Here is a 24,887-nt window from a genome sequence, read left to right as displayed (position 1 = left end):
TGGTTCAATTACTTTTTTATTGATTTTGGGAATGATTCCAATTTTTTTAGCTCTTTTAGCTGATCTTCTTTGGATAAATTTTTCATATCCATATTTTTTCCTTGGTTTTTTTGCATTATTTTTGCAAATTCCATTTGATCTTCTACGCTAATTTCAACTCCATCTATTGTTATTGGATCAAGTTTTCTATTTTTCATTCCTTTTTGAATATTTTTAGCTATTGGTTCAATATTTTCTACTCTTGGTCTAATTCCAAGAGAAATTTCATCAACCATATCGGATAATTTATTTGGAGTAATTATTGTTAAAATTGAACCAACGATAGCAAGTACAATGCTAAGTCCTATTAATAATTTAAAATCTTTTAATTCTTTTGTTAATCTTTTTATTGATGACTTTAAATCTTTTGGTTTTTCAATTTTCCCTCTTGCATTTCCATGTCTAGCCATTGTATAATTCCTCCTCACTTAGTTGGGATAGAGCAATTTCTCTATAAACATCACAGTTTTTTAATAATTCTTTGTGGCGTCCTTTTCCAACTATTTTTCCTTGATCTAAAACTATTATTTCGTCTGCATTCATAATAGTTCCAATCCTTTGAGCAACTATTAATTTGGTAGAATTTTCTGTAGATTTTTTTAATTCATTTCTCAAAATCGCATCTGTTTTGTAGTCAAGTGCTGAAAATGAATCATCAAAGATAAATATTTCAGGATCTTTTGCTATGGCTCTAGCAATAGATAATCTTTGTTTTTGTCCTCCTGAAATATTTGTACCACTTTGGGCTATCATAGATTTTTTGCCATCGTCCATTTTATTTACAAATTCGCTAGCTTGAGCAATGTCCAAAGCTTTTTCTATATCTTTATCACTAATTTCTTTTAGTCCTTCTCCAAAATCTATATTATTTTCTATGCTTTCATTAAACAAAAATGCTTTTTGTGAAGCGTAGCCTAATTTATTATATAAATCTTTTAATGGATAATCTCTAACATCAATCCCATCTATTAAAATTTTTCCGCCACTTACATCGTAAAATCTTGGAATAAGATTTATCAAAGTAGATTTTCCTGAACCAGTTGAGCCGATAAAGGCAACAGTTTCTCCCCTGTTTGCTGTAAAAGAAATATTTTCTAAAACTGCTTCTTCTGCATCAGGATATGAGAAATATACATTTTGAAATTCTACTTTTCCTTTTATACCATTATCTTTTACTACTCCTTTTCCATCTTCTATTTTAATTTTTGTATTTAAAACTTCATTAATACGATCTGCTGAAACATTTGCTCTTGGTAGCATCATAAAAATAAAGGCTAACATTAAAAATGACATAATAACTTGCATAGCATAAGATGAAAATACAACCATATTTCCAAACAATTCAATTTTTTCTGCAATCATTGCCCCATCAATTAATCTTGAGCCAATAAAATAAATTGCCAAAGCCAAAAAATTCATTACAAAAAACATAATTGGCATCATTAAAGCAAACATTTTTTGGTTAAAAGTTTGTAAATTTGTCAAATCTGTATTTACTTCTTCAAATTTTTCTTCTTGATATTTTTCAGCATTAAAGGCTCTAATAACTCTAATTCCAATTAAATTTTCTCTTGTAACCCTATTTAATTTATCAATTAAATTTTGAACTAATTTAAATTTTGGAACTACAATAGCCATTATTATTCCTACAACAACCAACAAAAATACTACAGCTACACTTGTAGCAGCTGACCATTGCCAACTTTTATCAAGAATTTTATTTATAGCCCAAATTGCAGTTATTGGCGATTTTATTAACATTTGTAAGCCCATAGCCAAAAACATTTGTACCTGAGTTATATCATTTGTATTTCTTGTAATAAGGCTTGGTGTAGAAAATTCGTGTATTTCTTCACTCGAAAAACTTGTCACCTTATCAAATAATTTTCTTCCAACATTTTTAGAAAATCTGGCAGAAACTGTAGAAATCAAATAACCAGTAATAACTGCACTAATCATTGAACCAAAGGCACAAGCCATCATGTAGCCACCATATTTTAAAACTTCATCAAGCTCACTTACTTCAGATTGAACCAACACCGTGATTTTTGACATATAATCAGGCATTTTCAAATCTAAATAAACTTGAAAGACAATAAAAATTATGGCTATCAAACCATAAATCACATCTATTTTTTTCAAATTTTTAAATAATTTTATCATTATTCATATCTCCATTATAATTTTCAATATTAATAATCATCTTATCAATAACATTACTAAATATTTCTAAATCTTTCTTATCTATATTTTTCGTCGCTATCTTTTCAATATCTCTCAAGTGATTTAAACCCTTTTGATATCTTTTGATAGCTAAATCTGTAAGAATAATTTTTTTTGATCTCAAATCCTTTTTATCAGTTTCTCTTACAATATATTCATTTGCTTCCATTTTTTTCAAAATATTTGATATTGTAGCTCGTCTTAGATTGAGAACTTCTTCCAAATCTCTTTGAAAAACATCCCTATCTTTATTTTCTATCAAATACGAAAAAATTTTTACTTGAGTTGGATTTGCTACATTAGAATGATCATGTCCTGCGCAGTTTTTTAGTTCCGACATTTTTCTAATCATACAAATATCCAAATCTTTTATTTTTTTAAAATTCCTTTTTGCAAAATTTCCTCCTTGACGAAAAAATTATACTTTGAGAATTTTAATTGTCAACTAGCTAACATTATTTATAAAAAAATTCCAGCTATATATTTTTAATTTAAAAATTTATAGCTGGATTAATTTTACATATTATCTTTTACTTTAACTGCAACCATTTTTGCCTTTGCTCTAATTTCTCCCTTTGCTAATAATTCCATATTAATAATTGCTTTTCTTTCGCTAATTTCTTCAAGTTTTGCTATTACTTCAATCTCTTCATTCATTGGAGTTGGTTTTTTAAAATCAACTTCAAGTCTTGCTGTTATAAATCTTCCTATTAATGTATTTTCATCAAATTCCAATCCCTTGTTGATATGAGCAAAATAAGCAGCTGAAGCTGTGCCATGACAATCAAAAATCATTGCAATCATTCCACCAAAAAGATTTTTAGGCACTCCACCCGTATACATTTCATTTGGAATAATTTTTGCTCTTACAGTTTTTTTATCATCACTTGGGAAAGATTTTAAATGCAATCCCTTATCATTTTTTGGTCCACAACCCCAACAATGTTGAAATCTTTCGCCATAAGTTTCTTGTATAGAAATTTTTTTTGCATCTTTCATAAAAACTCCTTAATTTAAATTTTCTTTTATAATGCTATATAAGCTTGTATCTTTTTTGCCCTTATTATTTAATTTTTCTTGCCAATTTTTAACTTCAATCTTATCCAAATATTGGCACAAAAGTGATCCAGATTCATAAACTATTTTTTCTCCGATTATACTTTGATTAATTTGTCCTTTTTTTATTGTTGGAACTATTTCATCAAATTTTACATTTTTTGTATTATCAAAATACAAAATCCCATAATCATATCCAACAATTTTTGCTGCTTTTATCGATACATAATTTGCAGCTCCCTCCATTGTTTCTTCAAAAATTTCAGCTTGGATTTTTTCAGGATTAGTTTTTTCAAATCTTTCATCCATTACCTTTAAATATTCTTTACCCAAATTTTTTAAAGTATTTACATCAGCATTTTCATCAAGAGCATTTTTAATTTTTCCTAAAATTTTATACTCCCTATCCAACAAATCCAATTCCTTATCACTGTAAGAATATCCCCTAAAAGTAATATTATCCCAATCTTTTTGCATATAATAATGCAAAGCCTCATGGCTTAGGAAAGGCAAAAAATGTAAAGATGAAAATTTTTTATTTATTGAATCTTTGTCATATTTTACATAAAAAATATTATCCTTTCCCAAAATTTTATAATTTTTATCTTTAGTATTAAAATTTCCAATTAAATACTCAAATCTTTTTGGATACAATTTAGAAATCCTATAAATATTTATTTTATCTTCTTTGGTCTTTATTTTTTTAGCAAAAATCGACTTTATATTTTTATCCTTAGTAAGCAAATAAAAATTCCCGACAACATTTTTATTTATTATCAATATATCCTTATCTTCAAGCCTATAATCTTTCCATAATTTTTCATCACTTTTTTGAAATTTATCGTATTCTTCTATAACTTGTCTATCAAGTTTTGGCAAATTATCAAAATCAGTTTTCAAAAATTTATTTGTCCCTAAACTTATAATAAAACCTATAAAAACAATTATCAAAATATATTTTAATTTTTTAAATTTTTTTTCTTTCTTTTTCATTTTTTCTTCCTTTTTTTAAGACTTAGCTTTGTTAAAACCTATTTTATATTACAAAAATTCCACAAAAAAATCAAAATTTTTTAAAATAAAGAAATAAAAAAGCATCTAAATTTAGATGCCCTAAAGTTATAATTCTATAATATTTACTTCATATCCTATATTATCCAAGTATTTGAACAAATCTTTTGTTTTTAAAAATAAAGTTTTTTCGTTTATATTTGGATGAAAAGTCATTATTTCTTCATCTGCAATTTCTTTGTCCATGAAAAATTTTATATCATGGTCTTCATTATTTAACAAACCAAAAGGAGAAACTGTTCCTGCTGGAAGTTTCATTTTTTCCATCAAAGAATTTTCAGATGCCATTTTTACTTTTTTCTCTCCAACTATATCTTTAAAACGATCCATATCTAATCTTTTATAATCATCCAATATAACCAAATAAAAATTTTTCTTTTTTCTATCAGTTAAAAACATAGATTTAGTACGAACACCCTCATGCCCTTCTATATATTTGTCAGCAAGCTCTGTTGTAGTTGCAGGTGGATGATCAACTATTTTGAAATCTATTTCCAATTCCTTTAATTTATTTTCAACCATCTTATATTGATCCATTTTTTCCTCCTAATAATTATTTTCCCTTACACATACTATACCCTTTAAAATTTTAGGCAAACATTATGAAAATTTATTAAAAACTTAAAAGTTATGAATCTATTTAAATATACCAAAATAAAAACCTTCAAATTAATGAAGGTTAAGACTGTCGAAAAAGTATACAAATCCTCATGCTAAGAATATCATACAGAAAAAATTGATTTGATTTCAAATTTTAAAATTCGTCAAAAATCGCACTGTTTGAGCGTTAGCGAGTTTGCGATTTTAGAATTTTGAAATTTAGAAATCAACAATTTTTGGAGTCAGATATTCGTGCTTGAGGGTTTGTCTACTCTCTTAACTTCAAATTAATGAAGGTTTGGTTTTAATGATCGTATTCAATTAATGAAATCACTTTATAATCTTTTAATTCCTCTCTTGCTTTAAGGCTTGTAAGTTCTATTAAAAACTCTAAGCAAACTATTTCGCCACCTAATGATTCTACTAATTTTGTACAAGCTTTTGCAGATCCACCTGTTGCTATTAAATCATCAACTATTACAACCTTATCCCCTTTTTTCAAAGCGTCTTCGTGAATTTCTATTGTGCTTTGTCCGTATTCCAAATCATAAGATAAAGATTTTATTTCTCCTGGCAATTTTCCTGGTTTTCTAACTGGAATAAATCCTACATTTAATCTGTCAGCAAGGGCTGCTCCAAAAATAAATCCTCTAGATTCTATTCCAATAATATAATTAAAATCTAAATCTTTTAATTTTTCTGCCATAAGGTCAATTGTTTCTTTGTAAGCCTCTTTGTTTTTTAAAAGAGTTGTTATATCTTTAAATGATATTCCTTCTTTTGGGTAGTCTTCAATTACTCTTATTGTTGATTTGATGTCCATAATTTCTCCTTTATTCTTCTAATAAATAATTATATAATATTTTATTTCTTAAATCTATTGTTGCCTCATTGTCTGGAATATAATAAGATATTCCATCAATCATATCTGGGTATCCTGGAATTGTTTGTGTATTTATTTGAGCATCATCAATATTTTTAAATGCCCAAGCAAAAGATAAAATAGTTGTCATACTTATATTTGAATCCATGTTTGAGCTTACTTTTGAAATTACACCAGGAATTTTTATTATATTTTTTGGCCTTGTCATATTTTTGATAAATTGAACAACAAAATCTTGTTGGCAAGAAATTCTTCCCAAATCAGCATTTGCATAGCCTTTTCTAAACCTACAATAATCAAGAGCTTGTTTTCCATTAAAATGATGCAGACCAGGTTCAATATTTTGAGCTGTTGCAATTTGGTCTGGAACATTTATATCCACTCCACCAAGTGCATCTACTCCATCTTCTACTGCCTGAAAACTAACTTCTGCATAATAATCTAAATCTATTGACAAGAAATTTCTTATAGTTTTTATTGTATCGTCCATACCACCATAAGAATGAGCAGCATTTATTTTATCCATATTCCCATCTACATCAACCCTTGTATCTCTAGGAATAGAAATTATATCTATGGTTTTGTTTTCTTTATTCATCAAAACAAGCATAAGTGTATCAGTTCTTGTACCAAGTTTTTCCCCAGTTGCATCTACACCTGCAAAAACAAATAACAATTCATCTTTATTTTTTTGCTCAATCTTGTTACCTTCTCCAAGATCACTTCCTGTAAAATTATTTTCATCTTTTATTATTTGTGATCCTATAAATCCTCTTACAAGTTGAATTGCAAATAAAACTGTTAATCCCATTAAGATAATCAGTATTGCTTTTATAATTCTTTTTTTTATATTCATATAACTCCTTAAAAGAAAAAACTAGAAAAAGTATAAATAATTACTCCTGCAATTACATTTCCAACTGCTATTGTAATAAAAGATCTTTTTTTATTTAAGCCAAGAATTGATGCAATCAAAGATCCCATCCAAACTCCTGTTCCCGGCAAAGGAATTGCTACAAATAAAAATAAACCTAAATATTCATATTTTTTTATTCTTCCTTCTTTTTTCTCAGCTTTTTTCAAAGCCCAAGCTGCAATTTTTTTAAGTTTAGCATTTTTTTTCATGTATGCAAAAATTGGCGTAATCCATAAGAGTATAAAAATTGCTGGAATAGTTGAACCAATAATTGAGTACATATAAGCTTTAACTGGTTTAAATCCCATTGCAAGACCAATAGGAATTGAACCTTTTAATTCTATTAAAGGCAGCATGCTAATAATTATTAGGGCTATTTCATTTGAAAAACTTGATCTAATAAAATCTATTAGACTTTGCATTGATTCTCCTTTTTAAATTCTTATGTAGCTATTATATCATATTAATTAAACATGAAAAAACCGAAACCAAGATTTACTTGGTTTCGGAAAATTTTATTTTGAAGCTTCATTAAAATATTTATTTGATTTTGTATCTTGCTTCATTTCATAATAAATTAAGGAATTTAATTTATTATTTCTCTTTATAAATTCTTCATCTTTGCTTACTTCTTGACCTTCATTATTATATATTTGTTTAGTTGAAATAATTGGATAATCCTTGTGCATATCTAACATATATTTTTGATATGCTGATAATTTAATTCCACCAGCTTTTTCTAATAAATATGGCATTAAGTAATTTACTGATATATTTACATCCTTATCCTCTTCAATATCATAATTTGCCCAAATAGTAAGAGGCGTATGGAAAACATCCTTATTTGTATAGTTGTCATTTGAGTTTATCAACTTCATAAATACATCGTAGTTTTGTGGTTGATGATCACCAAATATACAAAGTATTGTTGGTTCCTTATAAGATTTGAAGTATTCGATTAGATTTTTTAAATCCTCATCAGATTTTTTAAGCAAGTTTACATAATGGCTTGCCCCTTGATCATCTCCATTATTTTCATTTAAAACTTTGATGCCTCCAGGAATATTTGATGTATAACCACCATGATTTTGCATTGATACAAGATATGCAAAAAGAGGTTTGTCATCAGATTTATTTTCAAATTGCTCTTTTATTTTGTCATAAGCAACTGAATCTTTTAAAAATCCATTTGTTGATTCAAAATTATTTGGGTTTTGGTCATAATCTGGTAAAAATGCAATATTTTTAAATCCTAAATTTGGCCATACTTCTTGTCTTGAATAATTTGTTGGTTTATTTGGATGAGTTATAAATGTTTCATAACCTTGATTTTCCAAAATTCTTGCTACTGATGTGTGACCTTCTTTTACATATTGTTGGAATGGATAAGCTCCTAGTGGGAAAAATGTCAAAGGAACTGAAGTTAAAGTTTCGTATTCTGAATTTACTGTTCCTCCACCAAGAACTGAAACATAAGCATTTCCTTGAATTGCATTTTCTTCTAAAGATCTTTGGAAAGCAATTGGATTTTCACTTAATTTTAAATTTCCTTTTCCATAATAATCAGCAAGAGCTTCAGATTGAATCATTACAATATTTGGTTTTTTGTTATCTTTTGTTCCAATATCTTTGTTGTAATATTCTTCTAATGTATTTTCTACTTCTTTTTCATCATAGCCTCTTGGTGCTGTTAGAATTTGGTTTGCAAAAATTCTATAAAAACTATATGGGGAACCTTCTACATAATAAGTTCTTGATGGTCTCCACAAGTTTACTCCAACTCCATTTTGCTTGATAAAATAATTTACGCTAACTACAGTAATCAATCCAAACATCGTACAATAACCAACAAGTTGTTTTGCATAAGACTTCTTGGAAATTGTAATTTTTCCTTCATTTATAGAAGAAATTACTAAAAGCCACAAGCTTGCAAGTGAAAATGCCATTAATGAATGTCCATTTAGTTGAATAACTGTATCTTTTGCAACATCAGCTGCAACTCCAAGTGATCCCAAAAATGCTGGTATAAGCGGAGAATCTCTCAATATATACAAAGCATCATTAGCAATACCAAAAGCAATTGATAAAACTAAAATGAAAATCATTGAAAGTCTTTTTTTCCTAATTACAATATATATTAAAACTTGGATTAAGAATAAAATTAAAGCATTTATTAATATATAAATTACTTCCATTGAAGCAAAATTTGGATTGTAAGCTGATTCCAATATATAAAATGACATGAATGGATTTAGGATAAATAAAATCCAATTTGTCATATCAAGTGCTTTTATGTTTTGTTTTCTCTTGTAAATACTTTTCATTCCAAGAGATGCTAAAAATACAATTGATATAAATTCTACCAAATCATTGTAAGTAAATGGTGCACGGAAGAAAGTAAAATAAATTTCATTATTTACATGATCTCTTAGTTTACTCAAACCATAAACAGATATACCAAAAACTAAAAAATTCAAAATATAATCTTTACCTATGTATAAGATTTCTTTTTTCTTATTTTCTGCCTTTTCTATTCTTCTTATTAAATTATAAATAAAAAATGAAAATAGAACTATTGAGCCTATAAAAATTAATGTTTGTGTAAGAATTGATAAAAAGTCTGTGTAATTAATATCTACGTATGACCTATTATCAGATGAGCTAGCATACATTGTCATTGTATGGTCTTTTAAATAAGTCATCACAGCTGTAGAATATTTTGGACTTGTTTCAAAATTTACTGTTAATTTATTAAACATCAATCTTGGACTAGGTTTAATACTTAATTTATTATCCTTGCTATAACCATTTGTTTGAATTGGATAGCCCGTTTTTGTATTTGCCTTTGTCCATCCTTTAATATCAACCTTGTTTAAGTCTAAAAGTTTATCGCCTTGATAAATCGAATTAATTTTAAAATTATTCGAATATTGGCTACTAGGTTCCAATTGACTAATTTCAATTTTTTCGTTTGTATAAACTTTGTAAGAAAAATCTTCAATAAAGCTTTGAATAAAAAGCATTACAATCAAAGAAATTACAAACGAAGTAATTTTTAATTTTTTATTTTTATTCATTTAATCCTCTCTTTTCTAATTGTGAATTTTTTATATATTTTATGTTAAATTAATGTAAATTTTCCAATACAATTATACATTATATCACAGATTATGTAAATAAAATGTCTAATTTCAAAAATTTATTTTAAATTTTTTAAGTATAATATTGGATAAAAGAAAGGATTAAAAATGTTAAATGAAAAATTAGATGATTATTTAAAAGAAGATTATTATCCATTTGCTATGCCTGGACACAAAAGAAATAAAAATTTGTTAAATAAAAAAATTTCTTACGAAAGAGATATAACAGAAATTAGAAATTTTGATAATTTGAATAATCCCCAAGGGCTTTTCAAAAAAATGGAAAATGAACTTGCTCATATCTATAAAGCTAATGACTTTATAATTTCAACTAACGGTTCAACCTGTGGAATTCTTGCATCATTAAGAGCTTTAACCCAAAAAAATAAAAATATTCTAGTCCAAAGAAATTCCCACAAATCTGTTTTTAATGCAATTGAGCTTTTTGATTTAAATGCAGATTTTTTAAAGGTAAAAATAGACGAAAATGATATGGCTTATGACATTGATTACGAAGATTTGAATAAAAAAATCGAAAAAAATTCTTATTCTTTGATTTTTCTTACTTCTCCTTCTTATGAGGGTTTTATGATTGATTTAAAAAAGATTAAAGAAATAATAAAGGATAAAAATATTTTATTGCTTGTTGATATGGCTCATGGTTCTCATACAATCTTATCCGATTATGAAAATAATTTTTCCTACGACCTAGCTATTACATCTTTTCACAAAAATTTATCAGCTTTAACTCCAGCTAGTGGCATTATTATAAAAAATAAAAATATTGATATTAAAAATTTAAGACGAAATATGGCAATATTTCAAACATCTTCCCCATCTTATTTAGTAAGTGGCTCAATTGATGATATGATTTCTAATTTTTCAAATTTTTATGGTCTGTGGGATAACTTATTGGAAAATTTAACTTATTTGTATAAAACTGATTTGAAAAATTTAAAATTTATCAATTCTAAGTCTAAAGATATTTCAAAAATTATTATTTCTTGCAAAAATACAAATATTAACGGGAATGAGCTTTCTGATTTATTATACAAAGAAAAAATCGAGATTGAAATGGCAAGCCCAACTTATGTGATTTTGATTGCAAGTATTTTTGATAGGAAAGATGGATTTTTGAGATTAAAAAAAGCCTTATTAAAAATTGATAAGAATTTAAAATATAAAAAATCAAATTTTTCATTTGAATTTATTGAATGTGAAAAAAAATTATCTATTAAAGAATCTTTTTGCAAAGATATTTCTTTGATTGATCTAGACAAATCTCAAGGCAAAATCTCTGCCTCATATATTTATGCCTATCCACCAGGAATTCCCCTTCTTATTCCTGGAGAAATTATTAATAAAAAAATTATTGACCAGATTAAATATCTTCAAACTATGGGAATTGATTTATCTTTGGAAAATTCTCACATTCCTATTATCAATTGACAAAAATTATCCATTTTGTTATTATGAATCTATAGGAAAAAGGAGATACATATATGAAAAGAATTATTACTTTAAATACAAGAAATCTTCACAAAAGCAAAAAAGATGGTGGCTGTGGCGAATGTCAAACATCTTGCCAATCAGCTTGCAAAACTTCTTGTGGAGTTGCTAACCAAGAATGTGTTAACACAAAAAATAAATAAGGGCAAGCCCCTTATTTTTTTATTGGATTAAATCCCAAGTATTTTACTATAAATTAAGGAGAAAAAATGATACACCAATATAAAGCAAAGGGTTATAATATTGTTTTGGATGTTTATTCCGGATCAGTTCATCTAGTTGATCAAATTTCTTACGATATTATAAGCCTATTAAATAAAAATAAAGACAAATCTTACATAGAAAAAGAAATTAAAAATTTACATAATATAAATCAAGACCAATTTGATGAGGCTTATGATGAAGTAAAAAGTTTAGTTAGCGAAAAAGTTTTATTTTCAGATGATGATTTTAAAGATTTAACCATTGATTTGGATAAAAGAAAAACTTATCTAAAGGCAATGTGCTTAAATGTAAGTCACACTTGCAATCTTTCTTGTGAGTATTGTTTTGCAAAAGAAGGACGATACCATGGCCCTGAAGCAATTATGACAGATGAAGTCGCAAAAAAATCTATTGATTTTCTTTTAGAAAATTCAGGATCTCATTTTAATTTGGATATTGACTTTTTTGGCGGAGAACCACTTTTAAATTGGGATTTGGTAAAAAATACCGTCGATTATGCCAGAAGTAAGGAAAAAAAATATAATAAACATTTTAATTTTACCCTTACTACAAATGGTATGCTTTTGGATGATGAAAAAATCCAATATCTAAATAAAAATATGAAAAATGTTGTTCTTTCTCTTGATGGAAGAAAAGAAAAACACGATGAATTTAGGAAAACTCATGATGGAAATGGCTCATTTGATAAAATTGTTCCAAAATTTCAAAAATTAGTAAAAAATCGTGGCGATAAAGAATATTATATGAGAGGAACTTTTACAGCAAACAATTTAGATTTTACAGAAGATATAAATACATATTTAAATCTAGGTTTTAAAAGAACATCTCTTGAGCCAGTTGTTGGAAATAATGAAGAGGATTACGCCCTAAAAGAAGAGCATCTTCCAAGAATTTTTGAAGAATACGAAAAACTTGCCGATATGTTAATAGATGCAATCGACAAAGACGACAAATTTATTTTTTACCATTATATGATAGATTTAAACAATGGGCCTTGCGTTTACAAAAGAATTTCAGGTTGTGGATCAGGATCAGAATATATGGCAGTTACACCAACAGGAGATTTATATCCTTGCCATCAATTTGTTGGAAACGACGATTTCAAAATAGGAAATGTTTTTGAAGGAATCAAAAAACCAGAAATAATTAAGAATTTCAAAAAAAATAATTTATATAGCCAAGAAAAATGCAAAGACTGCTGGGCACAAATGTATTGCTCAGGAGGCTGTGCAGCAAATAATTATAATGCAGGTGGCGACATAAATAAAATTTATGATTACGGATGTAAAGTTTTCAAAAAAAGAATAGAAATGGCACTTGCCGTAAAAATACACGAATTTTTAAAAGAAAGTGAAAAAGAAAATGCATAAAAAATAAGGTGCCCCCGCACCTTATTTTTTACCCTATGACTTGATGCAAGGGCAAGAATTTCTATATTTTTTGGATTTTCCTTTTCAATTGTTCTTATAATTTCTTTCATAGTATTGGAACTTGTAATAATATCGTCAAAAATCAAAACTTTTTTCCCAGTCAAATCTCCATAAAATTCAAAAGAATTTTTTAAATTTTTTGCCCTTTCTTCTCTTGACAGTTTATGTTGAGCCTTTGTGTTTTTTATTTTTTTAAAATTTTCTAAATATTTCATATTAGTTTCATCTATAAAATAATCACAAATAAGTTTTATGTGGTCAAATCCCCTATTAATTAAAACAGATTTTGATGAGGGCGTCGTAAGAATATAATCAAAATCATCTATAGATTTTTCTTTAATATAATCATATATCATTTGACCAAAAATTTTATAAAGGGAAGTATTTCTATTAAACTTAAAATCTCCAATCAAATGTGCCATAAAAGGATTATAAAAATACAAAACTCTAGCCTTATAATTTAAAATTTCAAATTCATTGTCAACATAATCAAGCTTTGAAAGACAAGTTTTGCACAAAGAAAATTTTTCTTTTTCTTCATCCTTGCAAAAAAGACACAAATTATCATCCAAAAACAAAAAATCTCCAATCATTTTAACGCCTCTGATAATTCTTTTATCCAAAAACTTAAATTTGTAAGTCTTTTTGATTCGTTATTATTTCTAACCATTTGTTTTAAAATTTTCTTTTCTCCAAGTAAAATTACCAATTTTTTTGCTCTTGTTATGGCAGTATACAATAAATTTCTGTTTAAAAGCATAAATGATGCTGGCATCATTGGAATTAATACGCAATCAAATTCAGATCCTTGCGATTTGTGAATTGTAATTGCATAGGATAAGTCCAAATCTTTAACATCTTCTTTTTTATAAGAGACAATATTTCCATCATAAAACTCTACTTTTAAACTTTCCATATTTTTATCAATATCAATAATTCTACCAATATCTCCATTATAAACGCCATCATCAAAATCATCTGGATTTAAGCTTTCAAGTTCATAATTATTTCTAACTTGCATAACCTTATCACCTAATTTAAAAATTCTATTGTTAATTTTAATTAAATTAGGATTTTTATTTAATTCTTTTTGACAAAGATCATTTATATTAACAATTCCCCACAAAGATTTTTTGCTAGGCGCAAGTATTTGAATGTCGTTAATAGGATCAAGTTTATAGTAGTTAGGAAGTCTATTTTTTACCAAATCCAACAAATCGTTTTGAAAATTTTTTGAATTTGAATTAATAAAGAAAAAATCCTTATTTTTTTGATTTAAAATTGGATATAGACCATCATTTATTCTGTGAGCATTTACAACAATATTACTCTCTTTGGCCTGCCTAAATATTTTTTTAAGTTTTACTGATTTTATATCCGTATCCAAAATATCTTTTAAAACATTTCCTGCACCAACACTTGGAAGTTGATTGTGATCTCCAACCAAAATTAAAGCGGTTTTTGATGAGAGAGCTTTCAATAATTTATCCATTAATTTAATATCAATCATACTTGCCTCATCAAGGATTACATAATCGCAATCAAGAGTATTTTCCTCATTAAATTCTGGAATTGGACTTTCTGGTTTTATTCCTATTAACCTATGAATTGTAAAAGCTACATTTTCTGTAGACTCTTGCATCCTTTTTGCAGCTCGTCCTGTAGGTGCTGCAAGATTAAATTTCAAATTATTTTCATTTAAAATATTACAAATAGCCTTTATTATTGTAGTTTTCCCAGTTCCAGGACCTCCAGTAATTACTAAAAGCATATTATTAAAAGCTTCTTTTATAGCAATTTCTTGTTCTTTTGAAAAAGCATCAAAGTCTTCTTTTATTTTTACATCAAAAATATATTTTTCATTTTGAAGCCTAGAAAGATTTATTGCACATGATTTTTCTGCCTTATAAATATCTTTATCATATACAAATTCGTCTTCTCCAATTTTTATAATTTGAATTTTTGATTTAAGTAAATCTTCATTTATCTGTTCATTTATTTTATTTTTATCTACCTTAATCAAATCAAAAGTTTTATTCAACAAATCTTCTTTTTTTAAAGCACAAGACCCGCTCATTTCTGCATCATTTTTTAAAATATAAGAAATGGCCGCTGAAATTCTAAATTTAGAATCATTTTTCATTTGCATATTCATGGCAATATTATCAGCCATTACAAAACCAATTCCTGAAATATCTTCAGATAATTTATAAGGATTTGTCTTCACAATAGAAATCGTATTATCTCCATAAGCTTTGTAAATTTTATTTGATAAGTTAAAAGAAATATTTAAACCTTGAAGATATAACAAAGCCTCCCTACTATCTCTAGCATCAATAGTAGATTCTTTTATTTTTTCAAGTTTTTTCTTGCCAATTCCTTGTATAGATAAAAGTTTTTCAGATTCATTAAAAACAACATCAATAGATTTGTCCCCAAATTTTTCATAAATTAATTCAGCAGTTTTTTTTCCAATTGACTCAATATTTCCACTAGAAAGATACGAAATAATTGCTTTTTTGCCTGAAGGTTTTTTTATCCTAGCACTTTCTACATTTATTTGCTCCCCATATTTGTCATGATAAATTAATTCGCCTTCAACAACAACTTGATCGTTTTCATTAAAAAAAGGCATAATTCCAGTACAAGTTATAGGCGAGTCAGAAGTTTGTAAGGATAAAACCGTGTATCCATTTTCTTCATTTCTATAAATTATACTTTTAATTATGCCTTCAAATTTCATTATTAATTTACCTGTTTTCTTTCAATAAGAGCACCAAGTTTTGTAAACTTTTCAATCAAATCACTATATCCTCTATCTATATGATAAATATCAGATATTTTTGTCTCTCCATCAGCTACAAGTCCAGCAAGGATAAGAGCAGCTCCCGCTCTTAAATCTGTAGCTTTTACTTCCGCTCCATGAAGTTTATCAACTCCAACAATTACAGCCCTATTTCCTTCAGTAATTATTGCAGCTCCCATTTTTTTAAGCTCATCAACGTGCATAAATCTGTTTTCAAAAACAGTTTCTACAACTGATGATTCGCCCTTGCATACTGTCATTAACGCCATAAATTGAGATTGGACATCTGTAGGAAATCCAGGATATGGTAGAGTTTTTATACTTGTAGATTTTAATTTTTTACTAGCTTTTACCCTAATCATATCATCATCTTCAATTTCTTCTACCTTAGCACCAATTTCGATTAATTTCGCTATAACCGGTCTTATGTGAGAGCCCAAAACATTTTTAATTAAAATATCTCCACCAGTAATTGCAGCAGCTAGCATATAAGTTGCAGCTTCAATTCTATCTGGAACTATTGTATGTCTTGTTCCCTTTAATTTTTCCACACCCTTAATTATTATATTTGATGTACCTGCTCCAATTATATTTGCACCCATTTTTGACAAAAATGATGCAAGATCTACGATTTCAGGTTCTTTTGCCGCATTTTCAATTACAGTTTCTCCTTCTGCCATTGTAGCTGCCATCATAATATTTTCTGTTGCACCTACTGAAGGAAAATCCAAATAAATTACATTTCCTGTTAAACCATTTTTTGTTTTTGAAGATATTTCTTCGTGATTCATTGTAGTTTGAGCACCTAAAGCTTCAAAACCTTTCAAATGCAAATCAATTGGTCTTTTTCCAATATTACATCCACCAGGAGCTTTTGTTACTGCGTGTCCAAATTTTGCAAGCAATGGACCCATAACTATAAAAGATGCTCTCATTTTATCCATCAATTCAAATGGTGTTTCAAATTTATCTACATTTGAAGAATCAATTCTAAGACTTGTTTCTGTAATATATTCAACCTTAGCATTTAAACTTCTTAGTATTTCCACCATAACTTCTATATCTTTTAATTTTGGCACTTCATCTAAAATAACTTCTTCACTTGCCAAAAGACTTGCAGCAAGAATTGGAAGAGCTGAATTTTTTGCTCCAGAAATATAAACTTCTCCTTTTAATGGACCGTTTTTTCTTACTACTAATATTTCTTCTTTACTCATACTATCCCCTTATTTAGTACCAAACAACCTATCTCCAGCATCTCCAAGTCCTGGCACTATATAACAATCATCATTTAATTTTTCATCCAATTGAGCAATATAAATATCTACATCTGGGTGTTCTTCTTGAACTCTTTTAATTCCTTCAGGTGCTGCAATTATATTTAATAATTTTAAAGAAGTACAGCCTTTTTCTTTTAATCTTTGGATGGCATCACAAGCTGAACCACCAGTTGCAAGCATAGGATCAATTACTAACATATCTCTTTTGTTAGAATCTTTAGGAATTTTTAAATAATATTCAATAGGTTTCATTGTTTTTTCATCCCTATACATTCCTATATGACCAACTCTTGCTGCTGGGAAAACTTCAATTAATCCATCAACCATACCAAGTCCTGCTCTAAGAATTGGAATAATTCCAAGTTTTTTTCCAGAAAGTCTATAACCTGTAGTTTTACAAATTGGTGTTTCTATATCATATTCTTCTAAAGTAAAATCCTTGCTTGCTTCATAAGCTAAAAGAATTGTTATCTCTTTTATAATTGATCTAAATTCATTAGAACCTGTATTCTTATCTCTTAAAATTGAAATTTTATGTTTGATCACTGGGTGATCCAAAATTGTTACTTTGCCCATTATTTCTCCTTTACAAATTAAAAATATTTCCAGATGCGGATTTTTTCATCCTATTCATTATACTCTTTCCAAGCCCAATGTCTTTAACTCCCTCAGCAAGAATTATATCTACATTTTTTCTATCCAAATCTCTTAAAGCTTCAAAAAGAACGTGGCTCATTTCTATTAAATTATCTTTATTTCCTAAAGAAAGTGTAGTAAAAGCTGAAAATTTTTCAGTATCCTTATCAAAAACTAAAATCCCTACTTTTTTGCCTTCATTTTTATATTTCAAAGCTAAATCTTTTATTTTTTCTACACTTTTATCTCCAACAAAAACTTTCATTTCTGCTTTTGGCGCATAATGTTTGTATTTTTGACCAGGAGATCTTGGAACTTTTGAATCATCAACCAATGAATCATCCAAACAAACATTTGGAATAAATTTTTTTATGTATTCATAAGTGTAATATCCTGGTCTTAATATACAAGGATTTTCCAAACTCATATCAATTACAGTTGATTCAATTCCAATATCTGAACTTCCTCCATCAATTATTAGTGGAATTCTTCCATTCATGTCATAATAAACATCTTTTGCATTTGTTGGGGAAGGTCTGCCAGAAATATTTGCTGAAGGCGCCGCAATAGGTGTATTACAATATTTTATAAACTCTCTTGCAAGTTTATCTTTTGGTCTTCTAACAGCAACTGTATCTCCTCCACCTGTAATTATATCAGGAATTATTGAGCTTTTTTTAAGGATTACAGTAAGAGGACCTGGCCACAAATTTTTAATTAAAAATTTTGTCCTATCATCAACCTTTTCAACCAATTCGTCCAATTTATAATCTTCATCTATATGAAGAATCAATGGATTATCTTCTGGTCTATTTTTTGCCTTAAAAATTTTTTTAGCTGCTTTTGGATTTAATCCATCAGCTCCCAAACCATATACTGTTTCTGTGGGAAAAGCAACTAATTCTCCTTTGTTGATTATTTCAGCTGCATGGTTTAGGATATTTTCATCTATATTTTCTCTATCTATTTTCAATATCTCTGTTTGCATTTTTTACTGACTTTCTTAATTTCTCAATTATTTTTTTGTTTTCTTCATTTTCTATTAAGCAATAAGTTGGATCCATGTGTATGGTTATAGAAATATTTAACTCATTTAAAAGTCTAAGTTCAATATTTGTAACTGCTTGATGCATTATTCCTACACTTATATTTGATGGAACTTCTACATCGCAACTTCCTACAAGCTTTCCTCTGCCATATTCATGAATTTTTAAATCGTGATAGCCATGGACAAAGTCGCCAGAAAGAATTATTTCTTCGATTTTTTTATGAAGGTCCTCACTGATTCCTTTTCCCAATAACTTATCTATCGTATCTATAAACAAATCTAAACCTGGTTTAAAGACAATAATGGATAAAATTATACCCAAAAGTGCATCGAGGTTAAAACTTATATATTTTTGTATAATTACAGCAAAAATAATAGAAATTGTTGACAATATGTCATTTCTTGCATCTATCATTACTGCATAATTTAATTTAGAATCTAGTTTTTTGTCTAAGTTTTTATTTAAAAAATAAATGTAAAATTTAAATCCTAAAGAAATAACAAGGATTATTATACTAAGTTTAGAAAGTTTTGGTAAATTTCCTTTATAAAAACTATCTATAGAACTTGTAAATAGCAAAAATCCAACAAACATAATAAGAATTGAAACTAAAAAACTTGCTATGTATTCACTTCTACCATGTCCGTAAGGATGGTTGCTATCGGCTGGTTTGCTACTTGCTTTTGCACCTACCAAAGTGATTAAACTCGTAAGGGCATCGCTCATATTATTGAAAGCATCTCCCATTACTGCTGAAGAAGATGCGATTATTCCTATACTTATTTTTATTAAAAACAAAAATACATTAATTAATACTCCAACTAAACCAGATAAAGAAATTAATTTTAATCTTACTCTTTGTTTATCAGTAGATTTATAATCTTTTACAAATCTTTTTGCAAGAATTTCAAACAATTAGTCTTCTCCCATTGTCTTTAATTTTCTAGTTTGGTCTTCTGTTATCAAAGATTCTATCATCTCTTCAATATTTCCATCTAAAAAATCATCTAATTGATAAATAGTTTTGTTTATCCTGTGATCTGTTATTCTTCCTTGTGGGTAATTGTAAGTTCTAATTCTTTCAGACCTATCTCCTGTTCCCACTTGAGATTTTCTGTTATCTGAAATTTCTTTTTGCCTTTTTTGCTCTTCTATTTCATATAGTCTTGCCCTTAAAACTCTCATTGCCTTGTCTTTATTTTTAATTTGAGATTTTTCATCTTGGCAAGTTACTACAAGTCCTGTTGGAATGTGGGTTAGCCTTACAGCAGAATCTGTTGTATTTACACTTTGTCCACCGTTTCCACTTGACCTGTAAACATCTGTTCTTATATCATTTGGATCAATTTTTATATCAACTTCATCAGCTTCTGGCAAAACAGCAACTGTCGCTGTTGATGTGTGAATTCTTCCACCTGATTCTGTTTCTGGAACTCTTTGAACTCTGTGAACTCCAGATTCATATTTTAATTTTGAATAAGCGCCTTCACCTCTTACTATAAAAGTTGCTTCTTTCATTCCGCCGATTCCTTGGCTTGATACGTCAATATCTTCTGTTTTATATTTTTGTTTATCGGCATACATATGATACATTCTGTAAAGATTTCCAGCAAAAAGTCCAGCTTCTTCTCCACCAGCTCCTGCTCTAATTTCTACAATTACATCCTTGTGATCGTTAGGGTCAGTTGGTATAAGTAAAACTTTTAAATCTTCATTATATTTTTCAAGATTTTTTTTATTTTCATCAATTTCAGATTTCAAAAGATCAATCATTTCCTTATCTTCAGCTTCTTTTAAAAGCTCAGTATTTTCATTAATCATATCTTCTGCAGATCTTATTTGATTGTATTTTTCAACAATTGGTTTTAATTGATTGTATTCTCTTGAAACTTTTTTAAACCTTTCAGTATCAGATAAAACTTCAGGATCAGCAAGTTTTTTTTCTAATTCTTTGAAATTTTCTCTCATATGTTCTAGATTTTCTAACATATATCCTCCTTAGATACAAGCTTTAATTATCCTATCAAAATCATTAAAATCCTTGTAGGATTTTATTTGTTTATATCCATATTCTTCTAATAAATCACTTATAGAATCTTTTTGATCATAACCTATCTCTAGATATATTTTACCATTTTTATTTAGAAAGTTTTTTGCATTTTTTATTATTTTCTTATAAAAATATAAACCATCTTCTCCACCATAAAGAGCATTTTGAGGTTCATAATATAATTTCTTATCTAATTTTTCAAAATCTTCCTTATTTATATAAGGTGGATTTGAAACTATTATATCGAATTTTTCATCAATATTTGAAAAAATATCACTTTCTTTAAATTCTACGTTATTAATATTTAACTTAATCTTATTTTCATTTGCAAGGTCTATGGCTTTTTTTGATATATCTACTCCAATAATTTTAGAATCTTTTAGATTTTTTGAAAGAGCAAGAGAAATCGCTCCGCTTCCTGTGCCTATATCAAGAATTTTTTTATTATTTGAATTATCATTAATTATAAGATCTACCAAAATTTCTGTTTCATACCTTGGTATTAATGCTCTTTTATCTACTAATAAATCTAAACCATAAAAATTCCACTTGCCAATTGCATATTGGAGTGGATAGCCTTCATTAATCTTATCGTTAATTTTTTTTAATTCAATTTCTATTTTTTCATCTAAAATTTCTTCTTTATTAAGGAACAATAAATTTTTGTTTGTATTTAATAAATATGTAAGCGCAATAATCAAATCATTATTGTTCGTTTCTAAAATATCTTTAATTTTCATAAATACATATAAAAAATAAGGTTAGAAACCTAACCTTATTTATTTCTTCCATATTTTTTATTGAATTTTTCTACATTACCACCACGGTCAGAAAATCTTTGTTTTCCTGTATAGAATGGATGGCATTGTGAACATACTTCAACTTTGATTTCTTCTTCTGTTGAACCAACAGTGAATTCATTACCACATGATGTGCAAGTAACTTTTGCTTGGTGGTATTCTGGATGTAGTTCTTTTTTCATATAAACACCTCTTCTTGTCTCTTTCAATAAGCAATAATGATTATACCATAGGAATATTTATCTTTCAAGCAAAACTTTTAAATATTGTTTTGATTCCCAAAACAAGTCCCATCGAATAAATAAATATTGAAGGAGGCTTACAAAAAATAATTATTTTTACAAAAGTTATTAATTTCATATCAGTAAGTCCTGAAAAATAACACAAAAAATCATCAGGAGCTACTGGAAGTAAAATAGCCCAAGCAAAAAATTTATCATATTTTTCGTGATTTAACCACTTATCATATTTTTTAAAATTTTCTTCGCCAAAAATTGCAAGTACAACTTCTTTTCCAAAAAATCTAGAAATTAAAAATACTATAATAGAACCAAGGCAAATTGAAATATAATTATAAACAAATCCCCACAAAGGTCCAAACATAACAACTCCAAAAGCTGTAGTAATTCCACCTGGTATAACTGGAATTATGATTTGGATTATTTGTAAAATCATAAAAATTAGTGGAGCCCAAATTCCATATTGTTGCAAAAATTTTTGAAGACTTGCAACTGATGTAAATATTCCTAGCTTATAACCCTTATAGCCTAAGTAAATAGAAATTAAAATTATAAGAATACTTGTAATATTTATTATAGTTTTTGCTTTAACTTTCATAAAAATCCCTAACTTAATTTATTACATCTTCATTATAACTTATATAATAAATTTATGGCTAATTTTTGTAAGTTTTATTTATAAGTTCTACAAACTCATCATTTGATTTGCATTTTGCCATTAAATTAATTAATTCATTTGTGAAATCCATCTTATCTTTCATATCAGAATTTCTAAGTTTATAAACTGCCTCAAGCTCTTTGTTACTCAATAATAAATTATCTTTTCTTGTTGATGATTTTTCTATATCAATGGCTGGGAAAATTCTTCTTTGGGCAAGCTTTCTATCAAGATGCAATTCCATATTACCAGTTCCCTTAAATTCTTCATAAACCATATCATCCATTCTTGATCCCGTATCGACAAGAGCTGTTGCGATAATTGTAAGAGATCCACCGTTTTCAATATTTCTTGCAGCGCCAAAAAATTTCTTTGGGCCAATTAAAGCCAAAGGATCAAGACCTCCAGAAAGAGTTCTTCCTGATTGTGGTGTCATAATATTATAAGCCCTTGCAAGCCTTGTAATTGAATCTAATAAAATTACAACGTCTTTATTATCTTCTACAAGTCTTTTTGCTCTTTCAAGAACCATCTCTTGCATATAAATATGATTTTGAGGAGCCTTATCAAAAGTTGATGCTGCAACTTCTGTTCTTGTAAGCTCATTATCTTTGTCCCTGTATTGATTTACAAATCTTTTAAAATCTGTAACTTCTTCTGGTCTTTCATCAATCAATAAAACCAAAATCTTTAAATCATCAAAGTTTTTTTCAAGAGCATATTCAATATCCTTAATCAAAGTAGTCTTACCAGCTTTTGGTTGAGATACAATAAGACCTCTTTGTCCTCTTCCTATAGGCGCAATAATATCTATTATTCTTTGAGAAATTTTATCTTTGCTTGTTTCAAGTTTTAATTTTTGATTTGGGTATATTGGTGTGAGTGATTCAAAATTTGACCTATTAAAAGCATCTGCTGCCTTTAAGCCATTTACATCTGATACGAAAATTAAGGGAGAAAATTTATCTTTATCTTTTTTTACTCTGGCAATTCCTTTAATAAAATCACCTGTTTTTAGTCTAAACATTTTAACTTGTTTAGGAGAAACATATATATCATCATTGCTAGATTCATAAAGCTCAGTTCTTAAAAATCCAAAACCATCTTCGTGAAGGTCTAAGAGTCCTTCGCAATTAAATTTTTCTCCAAGATCAAAATTTTCATTTGAATCATCTAAATCATTGCTAGAACTTTCATTATTTTCAAAATTTTTACTATTGCTATATGCCTCTTTAATTATTTCTACAAGCTCATTTTTTCTGTAAGATGAAAGAGATTTTATCGAAAGGTTTTTTCCAATTTCTCTTAGTTCATCTAACTTTAGCTTATCTAAATCATTTATATTTATATCCATATTATTCCTTTACAATAAAAATATACGGAGCCAAAAGGCTCCGATTTTATTTTTATTTTTCTGCTGAATTTTCACATTCGAAAAATTCTATTTTTTCTCTAACCTTATCTTTGATTGCTTCAAAACCTGGTTTTAATACTTTTCTTGGGTCAAATCCCTTGCCAACTTTATCTTTACCTTCTTCAAAATATTTTCTTGTAGCTTCTGTAAATACTATTTGGCATTCAGTATTAATATTTATTTTTGAAACTCCTCTTTCGATAGCTTTTTTAACTTGTTCTTCTGGAATTCCTGTACCTCCGTGTAAAACTAGAGGAATTTTTCCAGCTGCTTCTTTGATTTCTTCAAGTCTTTTAAAATTAAGTCCTTGCCAATCTTCAGGATATACTCCGTGAATATTTCCAATTCCTGCTGCTAAGAAATCAATGCCAAGTGATGCAACTTTTTTACATTCTTCAGGATCTGCTAATTCTCCTGCAGAAACAACTCCATCTTCTTCTCCACCGATTCCACCAACTTCTGCTTCTACAGAAACATTTTTGGAATGACATAACTCAACAATTTCTTTTGTTTTTTCTATATTTTCATCTATTGGTAGGCTTGAACCATCAAACATTATTGATGTAAAACCTGCTTCTAGTGCTTTTTTAGCTCCTTCGTATGAACCGTGGTCTAAGTGAAGAGCAACTGGTACTGTGATATTTAAATCTTTATCAAGTCCTTCAACCATTTTACTAACTACATTAAATCCACCCATATATTTTGCAGCACCTTCTGATACTCCCAAAATAACTGCTGATTTTTTTTCCTCACAAGCTTCAAGTATTGCCTTTGTCCATTCAAGGTTATTTATATTGAATTGTCCAATTCCGTAACCATTTTCATAAGCCTTATCTAACATTTCTTTTGCATTAACTAACATA

25 protein-coding genes are annotated in these 24,887 nt (G+C 27.9%); 3 read left to right on the top strand and 22 right to left on the bottom strand.

What is annotated here, in order from left to right:
- Positions 1–8 precede the first annotated feature (8 nt).
- The 10 genes from HGAG_RS11805 to HGAG_RS00810 form a co-directional block, all read right to left on the bottom strand.
- The gene (locus tag HGAG_RS11805; protein ID WP_026074023.1) at positions 9–449 is read right to left on the bottom strand and encodes a hypothetical protein; all 441 of its coding nucleotides are present in this window, start codon (positions 447–449) and stop codon (positions 9–11) included.
- The gene (locus tag HGAG_RS00850) at positions 442–2,202 is read right to left on the bottom strand and encodes an ABC transporter ATP-binding protein (protein WP_019117510.1); all 1,761 of its coding nucleotides are present in this window, start codon (positions 2,200–2,202) and stop codon (positions 442–444) included. Before HGAG_RS00850 ends, HGAG_RS11805 begins: the two co-directional genes overlap by 8 nt.
- Positions 2,186–2,614 (bottom strand): MarR family winged helix-turn-helix transcriptional regulator, encoded by a 429-nt coding sequence (locus tag HGAG_RS00845; protein ID WP_019117509.1) that lies wholly within the window; start codon positions 2,612–2,614, stop codon positions 2,186–2,188. Before HGAG_RS00845 ends, HGAG_RS00850 begins: the two co-directional genes overlap by 17 nt.
- A 164-nt stretch (positions 2,615–2,778) precedes the next feature.
- Positions 2,779–3,261, bottom strand: coding sequence for a hotdog family protein (locus tag HGAG_RS00840; RefSeq protein WP_019117508.1), 483 nt, complete (start codon positions 3,259–3,261; stop codon positions 2,779–2,781).
- Positions 3,262–3,270: 9 nt separating this feature from the next.
- Entirely contained in the window at positions 3,271–4,311 is a 1,041-nt protein-coding gene (locus HGAG_RS00835) for a hypothetical protein (RefSeq protein WP_019117507.1), read from the bottom strand.
- A gap of 126 nt (positions 4,312–4,437) precedes the next feature.
- Positions 4,438–4,926, bottom strand: a complete 489-nt coding sequence (locus HGAG_RS00830) for a prolyl-tRNA synthetase associated domain-containing protein (RefSeq protein ID WP_019117506.1) — start codon at positions 4,924–4,926, stop codon at positions 4,438–4,440.
- Between the two features lie 367 nt (positions 4,927–5,293).
- Positions 5,294–5,812 carry an adenine phosphoribosyltransferase gene (locus tag HGAG_RS00825; RefSeq protein WP_019117505.1) on the bottom strand — a complete coding sequence of 173 codons (519 nt, stop codon included), beginning with the start codon at positions 5,810–5,812 and terminating at the stop codon, positions 5,294–5,296.
- 10 nt (positions 5,813–5,822) lie between these two features.
- Positions 5,823–6,728, bottom strand: coding sequence for an LCP family protein (locus HGAG_RS00820; protein ID WP_019117504.1), 906 nt, complete (start codon positions 6,726–6,728; stop codon positions 5,823–5,825).
- Positions 6,729–6,736: 8 nt separating this feature from the next.
- A complete protein-coding gene (locus HGAG_RS00815; RefSeq protein ID WP_019117503.1) occupies positions 6,737–7,210 on the bottom strand; it encodes a COG2426 family protein in 474 nt (157 codons plus the stop codon).
- Positions 7,211–7,303: 93 nt separating this feature from the next.
- Positions 7,304–9,865, bottom strand: a complete 2,562-nt coding sequence (locus HGAG_RS00810; protein WP_019117502.1) for an alkaline phosphatase family protein — start codon at positions 9,863–9,865, stop codon at positions 7,304–7,306.
- Between the two features lie 171 nt (positions 9,866–10,036).
- On the opposite strand from HGAG_RS00810, the gene HGAG_RS00805 reads away from it, so the two are divergent.
- From HGAG_RS00805 to scfB, 3 genes are all read left to right on the top strand, one after another.
- Positions 10,037–11,377, top strand: coding sequence for an aminotransferase class V-fold PLP-dependent enzyme (locus HGAG_RS00805; RefSeq protein WP_019117501.1), 1,341 nt, complete (start codon positions 10,037–10,039; stop codon positions 11,375–11,377).
- Positions 11,378–11,430: 53 nt separating this feature from the next.
- Positions 11,431–11,580 (top strand): six-cysteine ranthipeptide SCIFF, encoded by a 150-nt coding sequence (scfA, locus tag HGAG_RS10325; RefSeq protein WP_004817312.1) that lies wholly within the window; start codon positions 11,431–11,433, stop codon positions 11,578–11,580.
- 66 nt (positions 11,581–11,646) lie between these two features.
- Complete coding sequence (scfB, locus tag HGAG_RS00795) at positions 11,647–13,032, top strand: thioether cross-link-forming SCIFF peptide maturase (RefSeq protein WP_019117500.1); 1,386 nt, start codon at positions 11,647–11,649, stop codon at positions 13,030–13,032.
- Here scfB and HGAG_RS10320 read toward each other — a convergent pair.
- The 12 genes from HGAG_RS10320 to fba form a co-directional block, all read right to left on the bottom strand.
- Positions 12,939–13,685, bottom strand: a complete 747-nt coding sequence (locus HGAG_RS10320; RefSeq protein ID WP_019117499.1) for a ComF family protein — start codon at positions 13,683–13,685, stop codon at positions 12,939–12,941. The two genes, scfB and HGAG_RS10320, sit on opposite strands and share 94 nt — an antisense overlap.
- The gene (recD2, locus tag HGAG_RS00785; RefSeq protein WP_019117498.1) at positions 13,682–15,835 is read right to left on the bottom strand and encodes an SF1B family DNA helicase RecD2; all 2,154 of its coding nucleotides are present in this window, start codon (positions 15,833–15,835) and stop codon (positions 13,682–13,684) included. Before recD2 ends, HGAG_RS10320 begins: the two co-directional genes overlap by 4 nt.
- A gap of 2 nt (positions 15,836–15,837) precedes the next feature.
- Positions 15,838–17,115, bottom strand: coding sequence for a UDP-N-acetylglucosamine 1-carboxyvinyltransferase (gene murA / locus HGAG_RS00780; RefSeq protein ID WP_019117497.1), 1,278 nt, complete (start codon positions 17,113–17,115; stop codon positions 15,838–15,840).
- Between the two features lie 9 nt (positions 17,116–17,124).
- Complete coding sequence (gene upp, locus HGAG_RS00775) at positions 17,125–17,754, bottom strand: uracil phosphoribosyltransferase (RefSeq protein ID WP_019117496.1); 630 nt, start codon at positions 17,752–17,754, stop codon at positions 17,125–17,127.
- Positions 17,755–17,764: 10 nt separating this feature from the next.
- Positions 17,765–18,802, bottom strand: a complete 1,038-nt coding sequence (locus HGAG_RS00770) for an L-threonylcarbamoyladenylate synthase (protein ID WP_019117495.1) — start codon at positions 18,800–18,802, stop codon at positions 17,765–17,767.
- On the bottom strand, positions 18,774–19,778 hold the full coding sequence (locus HGAG_RS00765) for a cation diffusion facilitator family transporter (protein ID WP_019117494.1): 1,005 nt from the start codon (positions 19,776–19,778) through the stop codon (positions 18,774–18,776). Before HGAG_RS00765 ends, HGAG_RS00770 begins: the two co-directional genes overlap by 29 nt.
- Positions 19,779–20,852 carry a peptide chain release factor 1 gene (prfA, locus tag HGAG_RS00760; protein WP_019117493.1) on the bottom strand — a complete coding sequence of 358 codons (1,074 nt, stop codon included), beginning with the start codon at positions 20,850–20,852 and terminating at the stop codon, positions 19,779–19,781.
- A 9-nt stretch (positions 20,853–20,861) separates the two neighbouring features.
- Positions 20,862–21,653 carry a peptide chain release factor N(5)-glutamine methyltransferase gene (prmC, locus tag HGAG_RS00755; RefSeq protein WP_019117492.1) on the bottom strand — a complete coding sequence of 264 codons (792 nt, stop codon included), beginning with the start codon at positions 21,651–21,653 and terminating at the stop codon, positions 20,862–20,864.
- Positions 21,654–21,688: 35 nt separating this feature from the next.
- Complete coding sequence (gene rpmE, locus HGAG_RS00750; protein WP_004839030.1) at positions 21,689–21,895, bottom strand: 50S ribosomal protein L31; 207 nt, start codon at positions 21,893–21,895, stop codon at positions 21,689–21,691.
- Between the two features lie 64 nt (positions 21,896–21,959).
- On the bottom strand, positions 21,960–22,550 hold the full coding sequence (locus HGAG_RS00745; protein WP_004839031.1) for a TVP38/TMEM64 family protein: 591 nt from the start codon (positions 22,548–22,550) through the stop codon (positions 21,960–21,962).
- Between the two features lie 58 nt (positions 22,551–22,608).
- Entirely contained in the window at positions 22,609–23,964 is a 1,356-nt protein-coding gene (gene rho, locus HGAG_RS00740; protein ID WP_004839032.1) for a transcription termination factor Rho, read from the bottom strand.
- A 52-nt stretch (positions 23,965–24,016) separates the two neighbouring features.
- Entirely contained in the window at positions 24,017–24,886 is an 870-nt protein-coding gene (fba, locus tag HGAG_RS00735; RefSeq protein WP_019117491.1) for a class II fructose-1,6-bisphosphate aldolase, read from the bottom strand.
- Position 24,887 lies beyond the last annotated feature (1 nt).

It is taken from the genome of Anaerococcus obesiensis ph10 (assembly GCF_000311745.1).
GTDB classification, from domain to species: Bacteria; Bacillota; Clostridia; order Tissierellales; family Peptoniphilaceae; genus Anaerococcus; species Anaerococcus vaginalis.
The sequence above is the reverse complement of the archived record's forward strand: the minus strand, read 5'-3'. Positions and strand labels throughout refer to the sequence as shown.